The following is a 15008-nucleotide window of genomic DNA, read 5'->3' on the forward strand; positions in this document are numbered from 1 at the left end:
CATTAATAATTCATGGCAACCGTCCCGGAAACTATGCCTTTTAAAAGATAGCGTGCAATGTAAAAATCGGCTGCTCTCCCGGCAGCAGCCCTGCCGTTCACCGCGGCTGACCGTAATCGGAATCGGACTGCGCAATCTTTTTTAACAAAAAGATTGCTTGCCATCGGTCAGAGCGGTTCGGCGGCACTGCCGCTGCCTCGCGTTCCGCCTTTTTTGTCTGTCTGTACACTATTTTTATATGCACGCATTTCCAGGACGGTTGCCTGCATTAATAATTTGCATACTGCGTACAAATGAAAAAAAGGCGCCGGCTTCGCAAAGGAAGGGGCGCCTCTTGCCGTACAAAAAAAGCCTTAGGGATTGACCGTCGTCTTATACACGCTCGTCAATTTCCCATCGCTTCGCACGAGTTCGAGCATGACCGCGGACTTGACGGGATTGTGCCGTGCATCGAAAGTCAAATGCCCCGTAACGTAATCGCCGTCCGTCTGCTCAAGAGCCGAACGGACGGAAGCGACGTCGAGGGTTCCGGCTTTTACGATCGCGTCGCGCAGCATGTACACGCTGTCGTAGCCGAGAGCCGCAAACGCGTTGGGCGCGGAATTGTATTTTGTCTTAAAGGCCGAAACGAATTTCTGCACCGCAGGAACTTCCGAATCGACCGCATAGTGATTCGAATAAAATCCGTTGAGCACTTCGTCGCCTGCGTTTCCGGACAGTCCGTCCCATCCGTCCCCGCCGACGATCGGCGTCGTTATGCCCTGCATGCGGAGCTGGCGTGCAATGAGCGCAACCGTACCGTAGTAATCGGGAATATAGACGACATCGGGTGCCGCATTTTTAATTTTCGTAAGCTGCGCGTTGAAATCCTTATCACCGGTCGAATACGATTCGCGCGCGACGACCGTTCCGCCGCCGGTCTCAAACGCTTTGACGAAATTTTCTTCGAGCCCGACGGAATAATCGTTTTGGATATCGTACAAAACGGCGGCGCGCTTTGCACCGAGCGTATCCGTTGCGAATTTGCCGCCGACCGTTCCCTGAAACGGATCGATGAAGCACGCGCGGAAAATATAATCGCCCGCATCGGTGATCGCAGGAGACGTAGCCGCCGGTGCGACTTGAATGACGCGGCCTGCCTGCGCGAGCGTCGTCACTGCCTGTACGCAGCCTGACGTCAGCGAGCCGATGACGAATTTCACTTTGTCTTTTGTCGTCAATTTTTTGAACGCGTTGACGCTCTTGTCGGGCTTGCCTTCATCGTCTTCTCCGATGAGAACGATTTTTTTACCGTTTACGCCGCCCGCTTCGTTGATTTCATCGATAGCAAGATCGATGCCTTTTTTGCATTCGACACCGTATACGGCGACGTCGCCAGACAGCGGAAAGATACCGCCTATGTTAATCGTATCGCTTTCGCTTTTGGAACAGCCCGACGCAAAAAGCGCCAAAGCCGCAGCAAGCACAAAACCTGCGTATTTTCCGAGCATTTTCATATCGAATACCTCCGAGGTATGATCTTAAACATGAGTAAATATATTCAAAAATATTAAAGTTTGTCAAGCGTGCCGCAAGTGCGTTTCGCAGCAATCCGCCGGGGCTTGCACACGCGCTACGATAAGCTGCCGCATCCCGCCGTAGCGATCACCGCCGAGGCTACACGCGTTTTGCCGATTTTTTTGCGGCGGGCTTCGACGCGTCTTGGATCGCTTTTGCGTGTGCTTCCGCTTTAACGATATCTTCGAATTCTTTGCCGTCCATCGTTTCTTTTTCGAGCAGATACTTTGCGATGTATTCGAGCAGCTCGCGGTGCTTTTTCAAAAGCGCGACGACGGATTTATAGCGCTCGGCCATGACGCGCGCGATTTCTTCATCGATGTATTTTTGCGTTTCTTCCGAATATTCGCGCACAAGCTGCGGTTCGGTAGCCCCGTATCCCTGCCCCGATTTTCCGAGCGTAACGTTTTTGAATCGGTCGCTCATGCCGTAATCGGTGATCATTTTGCGGATCGTATCGGTTGCACGCTGAATATCGTTTGCGGCTCCGGTCGAAATCTCATCGAAGATAACCTGTTCGGCAGCCCGTCCGCCGAGCAGGACATCGACTTCGTTGATCAGATCGCGTTTCGTCTGCAGCGTTTTTTCTTCTTCTTCGCGGTACTGCGTAAAACCGCCGATACCGTGCGAGCGCGGAACGACGGTAATCTTGTTGACCGGCGGATAGTCGGGCGTAAAAGCGCCGACAAGCGCGTGCCCCGTTTCGTGAAACGCGACGATCTGCCGCTCTTTTTCGTTTTCCTTGCGCGTCTTTTTTTTGAGACCGATGCTCACTTTGTCGATCGCATCGTTGAAATCGGACATCGTCACTTTCGCGTGCCCGTTGCGTACGGCGAGGAGAGCCGCTTCGTTTACGACGTTCGCGAGGTCGGCCCCCGCGAAACCTATCGTGCCGTGGGCAAGGGATTCGAAATCGACGTCGGAATCGAGTTTGACGTTTTTCGCGTGGATGCGCAAAATCTCTTCCCTGCCCTTGACGTCGGGACGTTCGACGGGCACTTGGCGGTCAAAGCGGCCGGGTCGTAAAAGCGCGGGATCGAGTATGTCGGGGCGGTTCGTCGCCGCTAAAATGATCAATCCTTTTTCGTTGTCGAAACCGTCCATTTCGACGAGGAGCTGATTGAGCGTCTGTTCGCGTTCGTCGTTGCCGCCGAGGTTGTTCATACGGCTTTTGCCGATCGCGTCGAGTTCGTCGATAAAGACGATACACGGCGCTTTTTCACGCGCTTGGCGGAAGAGATCGCGCACGCGGCTCGCACCGACGCCGACGAACATTTCGACGAAGTCCGAACCGGAAATGCGGAAAAAGGGCACCCCCGCTTCTCCCGCGACAGCGCGCGCAAGGAGGGTTTTACCCGTACCCGGAGGTCCGACCAAGAGCACGCCCTTGGGAATCTTACCGCCGATGTCGGTATATTTTTTCGGCTGCTTTAAAAAATCGACGACTTCGATGAGTTCGTCTTTCGCTTCGTCCACGCCCGCGACGTCCGAAAAGCGCGTCTTCACTTTGCCCTCTTCGACGGCTTTTGCGCGCGACTGCCCCGCACCGAAAATGCTTCCCATACCGCCGCCCAAGCCGCTTCCCATCTTTCGAAGCACTAAAAAGTACATGACGAAAATAAAAACGATGGGTATGAGATTGGCGAGAATCGGAAGCAGATAACTGTTTTGCCGGAGCACGAATTTATAGTCGACGCCCTTTTCGTTCATCAGTTCGATGAGTCCTTCGCTTAGGCCCAGTACGCCGAGCGTTTTATATTCCTGTCGGCTGCGTGTTTGAACGGGAAAAAGCATATAGCCTTTCGCGCTCTGCTCGGAAGACAAGGCGCGCTCGGGGCCGTAACCGGTAAAATACGTTTCGCCGAGTTCGACCGAAACGATCTTTCCGTCTTCGATGAGGCTGCGGAATTCCGAAAAATCGATGAGATTATCCGGTTTGGACATGACGAACATATTGACCAGCGCGAGGACTGCGAGCACGAGGAGCATAAGCGCCCACAGCGGAAAGCGCGAACGATTATTGTCGTCGTCTTTTTTCTTTTTATTATCGTTATTGTCCGGCCCTGCAAATTTAAAAAAATTGTACGGATCGTCTTTATTGTCGTCTTTTTTATCGTCGATTTTGTCGCTCATGACAGCCCCATTCATAAAAATATCGAAACACTAAATCGGTACTCTCTTAAAATATAAACATTTCAGCCGATTTAGTCGAGTGATTTTTTCGAGAATTCGCTAAAATCGATTATTATCAGAGCTACAAGTTATTTATACATTTTTACCTTGTTTATAATACGACGCCATTTCATTTTTCGGAACCATACTGCCGCCCGTTGCCCAAACCACATGCGTACCTTGGATCATTAACGCGCGCAAATTTTCTTTTTCGATATAGTTGCGAAATTGCGGAGATTTTTCCGTCAATACGGGACCGTACATACCCGCCAAAGCGCTCGGCTCCAAATATATATCCTCCGTATCGGCAAGAGCCGTAAGCATATGAAACAGACGCTTATCTTCAAGGGAATAACAACCGCTTATAAAAGGAAGCATCAATGCACCGACGAATCCCGAAGCCCTGCCGACCGCCAAACCGTCCGCCGCAGTACGATTGTCCAATCCGAAATCCTGTACACTGATACGGTTGTTTTCACCCGTCGCCATACCGAGCAGCATACAACAAGAATGCGTCGGTTCGGCAAAAAAACAATGAACGGCATCGCCGAAAACCGTTTTTAAGCCGAAGGCGACTCCTCCCGGACCCCCGCCCACCCCGCAAGGTAAGTAGACAAACAGCGGATGTTCGGCATCAACCGGTATTTTCCGTTCTTCCAATTGTTTTTTTAAACGCAGTCCCGCTACGGCATATCCCAAAAAGAGCGTTTGAGAATTTTCATCGTCTATAAAACGGCAACAGGGATCGTGCTGCGCGGCTTTTCTCCCTTCGGCAACCGCAATGCCGTAATCCGATTCGTATTCAATAACTTCGACGCCTGCTTTACGGAGCATATCTTTTTTCCATTGTCTGGCATCGGCCGACATATGCACCGCCGCTTTAAAACCGAGTTTTGCGCTCATGATACCGATAGAGAGTCCCAAATTACCGGTCGATCCGACCGCAATAGTGTATTGGGAAAAAAGTCTGCGAAACGCATCGGTATCGAACCGCGTATAATCGTCGCTTTCACGTATAAACCCGTTTTCCAGCGCGATATCCTCCGCAATTTTTAACACTTCGTAAATACCGCCGCGGGCTTTAATCGAACCCGATATGGGCAAATGGCTGTCCAATTTGATGTACAGCTTTCCGGGAATTTTGATATCTTCTTCTCTCTCCAATAACGCTTTCATATTCGGTATTTCCCGTATCGGAGATTCGAGGATACCGTTTGTGCTTTTCGTTTCCGGAAAGGCCGATTTAAAATACGGCGCAAAACGTTCCAATCTTGCTTCGGCATCTTCAACATCGGTTATGGAAAGCGGACATGATAATGCGGCTTTTTCAAAAGGCTCTTTGTGCGGATTACGCCAAACCGTTTCTCTGCAGGCACATATATCTTTTACGATCGGGTATTCTTGCTGCCATTCCCGTATCGTTTTTCCGCAAATTTTTTGATCCGATACACACATACGATTTCCTCTGTATATTCCTTAGATGTACGCTTTGAAATGCGTCGTTACATTATTAAAAATTACAGTATTCCCGGTAAGACATGCGCAAATGCATTGAGAAGCAATAAAACCGCAAATCCGGTTAAACTCGCAAAAGTTGTCGGCCAGGTTGTAGCGGCGAAGGCTTCTTTTACCGTTATATTGCTGTAACGCGCCGGAAGCCAAAAGGCGGCGTCTGTCGGCAAAGTAAGTCCGACCGTTCCCGTACAAATTGCCAAACCTATGATAATCGGGGAATATCCCATTTCGACGGCCGACGGACCTACAATAGCGACCGCCGTGAGCATTGCCACCGTTGCGGAACCGACGGCAGCGCGGATAATCATAGCGAGCATAAATGCCAACAATAAAACGGGAATATTCATCCGTGAAAGCAGCTCGATTAAAGCCGTATCGAGTTTGCTTTTTTGCAATATGGTACCGAAACAATTACCGCAGCCGATGACCATTAAAATATTTCCCATTTTATCCGACACTCTGTCTATATAATTCCAAAGCGAAGCTGCATTGGCGGGAACCAAATATTTACGCAGTACGATGCCCGTGACCAACATAGCGATAAAGAGCGCCACATTGTTGTTTCCGACAAATCCGAAAAAAACGACGAGCGGGAGTTCTGCCGGCAATACTGCCTTAAAAACCGAATTAATAATTATTAAGACAATGGGAAACGCAATCAACGCGAGCGTCAAACCTGCAGAGGGCTTTGTTTTATCGGCTTTGAGCAATTCTTCATTCTTCGACAATATCGCGGCTTCTTGCTTCAGCGCTTCTTTATTTTCGGGTAATGCCCGCCTGTTGAGCATATTCGCATATTGCCATCCGCACAGCAAACTTGCGGGAAGCGAAACGACAATACCGTAAACGATAAACCACCCTATATTGGCACCCAATTGCCCCGCAACGGCTAAGGGGCCGGGCGTAGGAGCTACGATACAGTGCGTTAAAAGCAATCCCGTAAACAAAGCCGCAACATAAGCGCCCGTATTTTTTTTAGTAAGTTTTTGTAAGCTGTTTACCAAGGGATTAAGCGTTATATATGCCGAACCGAAATATACCGGAATGGATACGATAAAGCCCGCCAAGTTGAGCGCAAGCATATCGTTTTTTTTGCCGAAAGTCCGAAGCAGACCTTTGGCCAATTCTTCCATTCCTCCCGAATCTCCGAGCATCATACCGAATATTCCGCCGAATAAAATCAACAAACCTATCGCGGTCATGATATTTCCGAATCCGCTCGTAATGTAAGAGAGAATATCATGTAAAGGCAGCCCGCACAACAATGCCATTAAAACGGCGCAAGCAAAAAGCGAAACGCCCGGACTGACTTTAAACGCGATAAGCGATACCAATAAAACCGCCATCGTAATGACAAAAGCAAGCAATACGTTCATACAATTCCTCCGTTTTATCAATTATTATCACGCATTATGGCGCAGCATTCGACCGGGCATAGCACCGGTAAATTGCTTATCTTTATAGACCAGACTGCCGTTCACAAAAACATAATCGATACCTTCGGTGATACTGTTTGAATTGCTGTACGTAGCCGTATCTTGCAAACGGTCATAATCGAAAATAACCAAATCGGCATCATATCCGTCTTTTATAAAACCTTTATTTTTTACGAGTAAATATTCGGCGGTTAATCCGGTCATCTTTCGGACGGCTTCTTCAAGCGACAAAATTCCTTTTTCCTTGACGAAATAGGTGATAACATGGGGAAACGTACCGCTCGCACGAGGATGGCCTTTTTCTTTCCATGTTCTGGTCAATCCGTCGCTTCCGACAACGCAATAAGGATCGCGGATAATCTCGCAAATATCTTCTTCACACATACTGCTGTATACGCCGCCCGTTTCACAATTATTGGCAACGCACAAGTCGAAAAAAACATCCCACGGATCTTGATGCAGCGATTCGGCATACTCGCTGATAAAACGCCCCTCGGCAGCAGGCGTTTTCGGAGACGAATATACATATACGCCGTTCCAACCGCCTGCGTTCAAATAGTAATTATCGTATGCGGTTGCGGGATCTTCCATCTCGGCTTTAAGTTTTTTTCGAAAATCCGTATCTTTTAGTTTGTCCGTCATCGCATGAAAACCGTCTTGGAAATACCACGGCGGCATACACGCATTTAACGTAGTCATATTGCATGTATAGGGATACTGATCGCATATGACGGGAACGCCTTTTTCTCTCGCTTCATGAATAAGTTTCAGCGTTTCTTTTTGCTTTCCCCAGTTCGGTTTTCCCAGCATTTTATGATGGGAGATGTCGACCCGTACTCCCGCCTGCACGCCGACATTGATAGTTTCTTTTACGGCATCGACGATTTTATCGCTTTCGTTACGCATGTGACTTGCATAGATACCGTTAAAAGGCGCAATAACTTTTGCAAGTTCTATGATCTCTTCTTCCGTCGCATAACAACTCGGCGTATAAATCAATCCCGTTGAAAAACCGGCGGCACCCGCTTCCATCGCTTCGCGTAAAATGCCTTTCATGGCATCCAATTCATTTTTCTTTGCCGGCCGATTTTCCATACCCATAACGGCTATGCGGAGGCTGCTGTGTCCTATATACATTTTCGCATTTGCCGTAAGCTGCTGTTTGTCGGCATATTTCAGATATTCCGAAAAGGATGTCCAATTTTTCATATCCGGCGGAAAATACGTCGTTCCCATAGATAACATATTTTGAATAGCCGTCAAATTTTCGGGAGCGATCGGTGTCATAGAAAGACCGCATTGACCGGTTATCTCCGTTGTAACGCCTTGCGTTGTTTTAAATAAACGGGCATCTTCGGAACCTAAAATCAAATCGCCGTGCGAATGCGCATCGATAAAGCCGGGTACAACGTATCTGCCGGCAGCATCGATTACGTCGGCCGCTTTTTCCGTTTCTCTTACGACGGCAATTTTTCCGTCTTTAATCCCGACACATCCGGTAAACGCAGGCCGGCCGCTTCCGTCGATGATCTTTGCATTTTTGATCAATACGTCTAACATATAGAACCTCCGCTTTACAAAATAGGTTGCAAGAAAATTAATATATACTAAACAAATCAATTAAAATACAATTATATTTTACATCCACTATATTCAACTGTCAAGTTTTATTTAACTTATTTAAATAGAATTTAACACAAATTGAGATAAACACTATAGGCATATAGGCATATAGGCATAATCGTACGCTTTTATTTTCAAATAAAATATGATATACTTTTATGCAATTTTATCAGGAGAATATTCCGTTGGAAGAATTAAATATAGGTAAAAAGATACAAGAATTGAGACTACAAAAAGGATTTACGATGCGGAAATTGGCTTTAAAAGCGGATATCACCGCATCCATGCTGAGCCAAATAGAAAACGGACAGGTAAATCCTTCGATTAACACTTTGCGAAGTATCGCTGAAGTTCTGGAAACACCTTTATATTGTTTTTTTAGGGAAGAATTTCGTCCCGAACCGCTGGTTACCCCTGCTACAAGAAAGACAATAGGCCGTAAAGATAAACCGGATGTCGTATACGAATTGCTTACCGCAGATACGAAGGGCAATATAGAATTTTGTATGATGGTTATCCCTCCGTACACGAGTTCAAATACCGATAGGCAAAGTCATTTGGGAGAAGAAACCGCATTTATGTATTCGGGCGAAAAAGTCGATTTGGACGTAGAGGGTACTTTTTTTGAACTGCATCCCGGCGACAGTATCCGTATTCCGGCACAGGCAAAACATGTATGGCACAATAAAACCGATATGAAAGTACAGGTTATTTTTGCCGTAACACCGCCTTCATTTTAAAGCTGCAAGATACGATTTAAGAATTTATTTCAAATACCGATACTGATATACGGATGACTGTTATCCCGACGGAATATCTTGCCGATGGGTACACGGAGGCTGAATATGGGCTACAATCAGGCGTATAATGCATATAAAAATACGAATATCCGCACGGCGAGCCAGGGGCATCTCGTCGTTTTGCTCTATGAAGGAGCGGTGCGGCAGCTCTCAAGTGCAGCCGATATGTTCGATTCGGCGAACGCCATAAAAGCGCACGATATCGAAAAGTTCAACGATTGTCTGCAAAAAACGCAGGCCATCATCACGGAGCTGCAAGTGTCGCTCGATATGGACAGGGGCGGAGAAATTGCAAAAAATCTCATGTCGCTCTACATATATTTCAACAACGAACTCATGTCGGCCAACATCAACCGCGACAAAAAAAAAGTCGATTTTGTGCTGTCGATGATGACGGAACTTTCCGACGCATGGCGGCAGGCGGCAAACAGCACGGCAAATGCACCGGCGGCGACGGTCGCAAACTCGCTGAATATAGAAGGCTGAATCGAGGGGTGATCATGCAGGAACTTTCACAAAACGAAATAGACGAACGGGTTGCCGTACTCAAACGATTTAAAACGCTGCTCGTACAGCAGCGCGATAAATTCCGCGAATACCTCTTAGTGCTCGAAAAACAGCAAACGTCGATTGAAGAAGAAAACACCGACGCTCTCATCGCGCATACGGAGCTCGAACAGCAAGTCGTTTCGAATATCGCCGGTCTGCAAAAAGTGATCGTACCGATGTCGGAAATGTATTCGGCGATCAGGAGCTCCGCTCCTGCAAACGAAACCCTCGCGCTCGAATCGATTCAAAAAGACCTCGCACACTTGCAATCGCAAGTCCTCGCCCAAAACGAAAAAAACCGCAGCATGCTCCGCATCCACATCGCAAATATCAAAACGCAGATGAACCGTATAAAAAATCCCTACCACGGAAACAGGAGCGTGTACGCGCAAAAGCAAAGCGTCGGCAGTTTCGTCGAAGTACAGGCATAAGAGGGCATGATCGCACTCATCGCGGCTTACGCAAAAAACCGCGCGATCGGAAAAGACGGAAAGCTCCCGTGGAAATTAACAAACGAACTGCATCATTTCCGTGATGTGACCGCAGGCAATATCGTAATCATGGGGCGAAAGACGTTCGAGTCCATAGGTAAGCCGCTTACAAAGAGAACGACTATCGTCCTTTCGAAAAGCAAACGATTTTCCGAAAAACAGCCTGCGGACGCAAAGCTCTACGGAGCGCGGAATATGCAAGAAGCGCTTTCACTCGCCGAAACGCTTGCGGTAAAAAGCGATCCTCCCGCCGACATTTTTTTCGCAGGCGGCGAAGCGGTTTACGCCGAAGCGCTGCCGCTTTGCAGCGCGCTCTACATAACGGAGATCGACGCATACGTCGACGGCGACGCATTTTTTCCGGAATTCGACGAAGCGCTCTTCGATAAAAAAATTATCAAAAAGATAACCGGCGATACCCTGCCCTGCACATACATCCTGTACACGAAAAAACGCGCGATTGATTTTTCCGCATAAGCGGGTTCAGCGAGTTTGCGCCCGCGATACAGTACCTGCCGAAAAAAAGCTTGTCAATTTATATATTTGCGTATAGAATAATATAATTATGAAGAACGTTCTGCTGATAGATGCATCCCCGCTTTTTAGAGAGTTTTTGAAGGACAAACTTTCTGCAGAAAAAGTTTCGGTTACGGTAACGCAGGGAAAACGCGACGCGTTTATTAAAATGATTTCGATCCTGCCCGATCTTGTTATCTATGAAATACAGGACGATTTTACCGAACTGTTTCGGTTTTTGGAAAAAAAGCACGCGAATCCGAATGCCGTCCGCATTCCCATGATTGTTTCGGGTCCCGTCGCTGACCGTTCAAAGCTTTCGCAGTTTGCACAGTTCGGCGTCACCAAATATTTTACCAAGCCCATAAAATTCGATATCTTTTTCGAATCCGTCGGGCAAATCCTCTCTCTCGCGTTTTCCATGGATACGACGCAATGCGTACTCGATATCCACCGAAACGGCGATATCATTTTCGTAGAAATAGCCGAAGGTTTGAATCGGGAAAAGCTCGCGCTGCTCAAATATAAACTGACGGAGATGATCGACGCGGGGCAGCTGGATGCTCCGAAGATAATCCTGATGATGACAAATCTCGATCTCACGTTCGTCGACGGCGCAAATATCGAATTGCTGCTGGACAACGTGCTTGCCGACCCGAAAGTTTTAACAAAAAACGTTAAAGTGCTCTCGTTCAATTCTTTTATCCGCGATCTGATCGCAGGTCATCCCCAATACGACGGCATCGAAGTCGTAACGGAGCTTTCGCACGTGCTCAATTCGCTCATCGACAGCAGTACCGCTTCGAGCGTTTCCGAATTGGTCGCGGAAAAGCTTTTGACGCCGGCGAGAGAGCAAACGCAGGATTCGATCGACACGCGGTTTTATTCCGACTGGGGCGTCAAACAGGACGACGCCGAAACCGTCGGAAACGTTTTGCGCATCGCGCTCGTCGACGACGACAGCGTTATTTTAAAGCTTTTGGAAAGCGCATTTAAATCCGTAAGCGCGACCTGCGATCTGTATTCCAGCGGGGCGGAATTTTTAACGGGTATCAACAAACACCGCTACGATCTCGCCGTCGTGGACATATTGATGCCCGGCATTTCCGGCTTCGATATTTTGGCGCGGCTCGGCAACAGTGCACAGGCCGTTCCTATCATTATCTATTCGCAGACGACGAAACGCGAAGATGTCATACGAGCGCTCAGCCTCGGCGCAAAGCACTATCTCGTCAAACCGCAAAAACCCGAAGTTATCGTACAAAAGGCGATAGAGCTGCTTCATGGAAAAATCTAACATCGATCCCGATCAGCGATTAACGTTTCTTGCAAATACCGTGCACGAAATCCGCACGCCGGTGCAGACGATTATCGGTACGCTCGAACTGCTTTCCGATACGAAGCTCAACAACGAACAACAGGAATACGTGCGCCAGATTCAATTCAGCACAAACGTACTGCTCTCGCTCGTCAACGACATCCTCGATTTTACGAAAATCAAATCACGGCAAATCACGCTCGAATCGATACCGTACGACGTCGTCGCGCTTACCGAACAGGTCGTCGACCTCGTCAGTATGGAAGCGTTCGGCAAGGGCATAGAGCTCGTCGTCGATTCCGACTACGAGCTGCCGCAGCTTGTCATCGGAGATCCGACGCGCATTCAGCAAGTGCTTCTCAATATTATTAAAAATGCCGTCAAGTTTACGCAGTCGGGCTATATTCACGTTGCGCTTACGTGTAAAGATAAAAAAACGCTGCTTTTCGAAACAGCGGATACCGGTATCGGCATTCCGAAAGAAAAGCAAGGGCAGCTCTTTACCGATTATTATCAAGCGGAAACGTCGACGACGCGCAAATACGGCGGGACGGGTTTGGGGCTGGCGATATGCAAGGGGCTCGTTTCGGCGATGAACGGCGAAATAGGCGTACGCACAAATCCCGACGGCGGATCCGTTTTTTGGTTTACCGTCCCTTTCGTCGCGGCGCAAAATCTGCCGGCGCCGAGCACCGTAGCGGCCATCCCTCCGAATACGCGCATCCTCATCGTCGACGACAGTCTTCTCGCGGTAAACAGCATGCGCCGAAAATTCAATTCGTTCGGCTTGTACAATATCTCTTATGCGAAAGATGCGGCGGAAGCGCTGCTGAAAATGAAAAACGCAAACCATCTCGGAAAACCTTTTTCGCTCGTTTTTATCGATATGAGTCTGCCGAAAGTGGACGGCTGGCACCTCGCGTGGGAAATCAAAGAATGCAATTTTAACAATGCAAAACTGTACCTGCTCGTTCCCGAAGGCCAGATGGGAGCCGAAGCGAAGATGAAGCTCATTAACCTCTTCAACGGTTACCTCTACAAACCGGTGAAGCGCCATCTTGTGCAATCGCTGCTCAACGACATATACGACGTACCGACCGATCTCGAAACGCTCGACGCAAAGCAGTCGAAAGCGAACGAAGCGGCGGTTGCCGAAAACGGGACAAGCGTCACGGAAGGCATGACGGTACTCGTCGCCGAAGATCATCCGCTCAATAGAAAACTGATCATAACGTTTTTGACAAAATTGGGCGTGCCGGTCATCGAAGCGGAAAACGGAAAACAAGCCGTCGAAGCCGTCGAAAAAAATCGCGCGATCAACATGATATTTATGGATATCCAAATGCCGATCATGGACGGCATCGAAGCGTCAAAAAATATCAGAGCGAGCGGTTATACCGGCATCATCGTCGCATGTACGGCAAACAATGATGAAGACGATTTCGAGCTGTATCGAAAAATCGGCATGAACGATATCCTTGTCAAACCGTTTAAGCGGGATGACATAAAAACGCTTATAGAAAAATGGCATGCGGTCATAGAACTGCCCGTCGCGCCGAAAATCACGATACTCGACAGTATGATAACATCTGCGGATGCCGCATGGAATCAAAAGGATTTTGAAGACACGATCGGAGGCGACAGTATCCTCGGTCGGGAGCTCATCGCCGAATACCGTAAACAGCTTGCATCCCTTTTGCACGACGCGGAAAAAGCCGTCGCCGAAAAAGACTTCGATGAACTGCGCCGCATCGGCCACAAAATCAAAGGCAGCTCCGCCGCGATTTCCGCAAAGGCACTCGCAAAGCGAGGGGCGCGCATCGAAGAAGACGCAAAAAAACACGACATCGAAAACATACGAAGCGGCTTTGCGGCATTAAAAAACGAATTGGCCGTTTTCGAAGTCGATTCGGATATATGGCAGCGCGAGCACGCAAAAACACGGCGCACATAGTACGGTGAGGAATGCGATGAAAACGAATTACCACATGCACACGACATTTTGCGACGGAAGCGATACGGTCGAAGCGATGGCGCTTGCCGCATTTGAAAAACAATTCGACATAATCGGCTTTTCAAGCCACAGCATGTACCCCTTTGCGGGCGACTGCCACATAGCGCCGCGCGAATTTAACAATTACGTAAGCACGGTGCGGAACGCGGCAAAAGCATACGAGGGACGCATGCAGATACTGCTCGGCTTCGAAGTCGAATATATGCCCGGCCTTTCAGTCCCGCGCATGAGCGATTATGCCGCTTTTCAGCCGGACTATCTCATCGGCTCGGTGCACTATCTCATAACGGAAAACGGTACTTTTTCCGTCGACGATAAAACCGAAAAAGTCAAAGAGGGACTCGAACGTTTTTTTAAAGGAAACGCAAAAGAAGCGGTGTGCATGTATTTTGCACTGCAGCGCGAAATGCTGCAAAAGGGCGATTTTCTCATCTGGGGACATCCCGACGTTATCAGAAAGCGCAACGGCATCCTGCATTTTTTCGACGAAAGTGAAAGCTGGTACCGCAGCGAACTCGTCGCGACGGCGAATTCGGCAAAACATTCCGGCATCATCGCTGAAATCAACACGGGCGGCATCGCACGCGGCGCGATCGACGACGTTTATCCGTCCGCGGATTTTCTTTCGCTGCTCTATGCGTCGGGCGTTCCCGTCATGATCAACTCCGATGCACACAAAGCGGCCGACATCGACTGCGCATTCGACAGAGCCGAAGCGGCGGCAAAAAAAGCGGGCTATACGGAAGTTTCGTTTTTGGATGCGGGCTTTATAAAGCGCAGGAAAATTTAGGCTGAATAAATAATTGGTAATGTGTAATTTGTAATTAAGCAGGCAATTACCAATTATTTATTATCAATTAATTCAGTGCTTCTACTTCTTCTTGGGTGAGGCCGGTCGCCTGCATTATCTTTTTTACGGAATCGCCGAGCTGTTTTAAAATCCGCGCCGTTTCGAGCTTTGCTTGACGGGAGCCTTCAGCAAGACCGAGGGATTTACCTTGTTGTATGCCTTCTTCT

The 15008-nt window shown here is 48.4% G+C and carries 12 protein-coding genes; 7 read left to right on the plus strand and 5 right to left on the minus strand.

What is annotated here, in order from left to right:
• Nucleotides 1-353 precede the first annotated feature (353 nt).
• From HMPREF0860_RS05745 to HMPREF0860_RS05765, 5 genes are all read right to left on the minus strand, one after another.
• Entirely contained in the window at nucleotides 354-1496 is a 1143-nt protein-coding gene (locus HMPREF0860_RS05745; RefSeq protein ID WP_021329857.1) for an ABC transporter substrate-binding protein, read from the minus strand.
• Nucleotides 1497-1656: 160 nt separating this feature from the next.
• Nucleotides 1657-3690, minus strand: a complete 2034-nt coding sequence (gene ftsH / locus HMPREF0860_RS05750; RefSeq protein WP_021329851.1) for an ATP-dependent zinc metalloprotease FtsH — start codon at nucleotides 3688-3690, stop codon at nucleotides 1657-1659.
• Between the two features lie 132 nt (nucleotides 3691-3822).
• Entirely contained in the window at nucleotides 3823-5184 is a 1362-nt protein-coding gene (locus tag HMPREF0860_RS05755) for a D-serine ammonia-lyase (RefSeq protein WP_021329847.1), read from the minus strand.
• A gap of 62 nt (nucleotides 5185-5246) precedes the next feature.
• Nucleotides 5247-6620, minus strand: coding sequence for a GntP family permease (locus HMPREF0860_RS05760; protein ID WP_021329855.1), 1374 nt, complete (start codon nucleotides 6618-6620; stop codon nucleotides 5247-5249).
• A 27-nt stretch (nucleotides 6621-6647) separates the two neighbouring features.
• On the minus strand, nucleotides 6648-8240 hold the full coding sequence (locus tag HMPREF0860_RS05765; RefSeq protein ID WP_021329843.1) for an N-acyl-D-amino-acid deacylase family protein: 1593 nt from the start codon (nucleotides 8238-8240) through the stop codon (nucleotides 6648-6650).
• 248 nt (nucleotides 8241-8488) lie between these two features.
• Here HMPREF0860_RS05765 and HMPREF0860_RS05770 point away from each other — a divergent pair, with 248 nt between their 5' ends.
• The 7 genes from HMPREF0860_RS05770 to HMPREF0860_RS05800 all read left to right on the plus strand — a co-directional run bounded on the left by HMPREF0860_RS05770 (nucleotide 8489) and on the right by HMPREF0860_RS05800 (nucleotide 14781).
• Complete coding sequence (locus tag HMPREF0860_RS05770) at nucleotides 8489-9043, plus strand: helix-turn-helix domain-containing protein (protein WP_021329848.1); 555 nt, start codon at nucleotides 8489-8491, stop codon at nucleotides 9041-9043.
• Between the two features lie 105 nt (nucleotides 9044-9148).
• Complete coding sequence (fliS, locus tag HMPREF0860_RS05775; RefSeq protein ID WP_021329853.1) at nucleotides 9149-9589, plus strand: flagellar export chaperone FliS; 441 nt, start codon at nucleotides 9149-9151, stop codon at nucleotides 9587-9589.
• A 14-nt stretch (nucleotides 9590-9603) separates the two neighbouring features.
• Nucleotides 9604-10083, plus strand: coding sequence for a hypothetical protein (locus HMPREF0860_RS05780; RefSeq protein ID WP_021329852.1), 480 nt, complete (start codon nucleotides 9604-9606; stop codon nucleotides 10081-10083).
• Nucleotides 10084-10089: 6 nt separating this feature from the next.
• Nucleotides 10090-10620 carry a dihydrofolate reductase gene (locus HMPREF0860_RS05785; RefSeq protein ID WP_021329850.1) on the plus strand — a complete coding sequence of 177 codons (531 nt, stop codon included), beginning with the start codon at nucleotides 10090-10092 and terminating at the stop codon, nucleotides 10618-10620.
• 88 nt (nucleotides 10621-10708) lie between these two features.
• Nucleotides 10709-11956 carry a response regulator gene (locus HMPREF0860_RS05790; protein ID WP_021495592.1) on the plus strand — a complete coding sequence of 416 codons (1248 nt, stop codon included), beginning with the start codon at nucleotides 10709-10711 and terminating at the stop codon, nucleotides 11954-11956.
• Nucleotides 11943-13931 carry a response regulator gene (locus tag HMPREF0860_RS05795; protein WP_021329845.1) on the plus strand — a complete coding sequence of 663 codons (1989 nt, stop codon included), beginning with the start codon at nucleotides 11943-11945 and terminating at the stop codon, nucleotides 13929-13931. The genes HMPREF0860_RS05790 and HMPREF0860_RS05795 overlap by 14 nt, the downstream gene beginning before the upstream one ends.
• A gap of 16 nt (nucleotides 13932-13947) precedes the next feature.
• The gene (locus HMPREF0860_RS05800) at nucleotides 13948-14781 is read left to right on the plus strand and encodes a histidinol-phosphatase (protein ID WP_021329849.1); all 834 of its coding nucleotides are present in this window, start codon (nucleotides 13948-13950) and stop codon (nucleotides 14779-14781) included.
• Nucleotides 14782-15008: the final 227 nt, after the last annotated feature.

It is taken from the genome of Treponema socranskii subsp. socranskii VPI DR56BR1116 = ATCC 35536, assembly GCF_000468115.1.
Classification (GTDB): Bacteria; Spirochaetota; Spirochaetia; order Treponematales; family Treponemataceae; genus Treponema_D; species Treponema_D socranskii.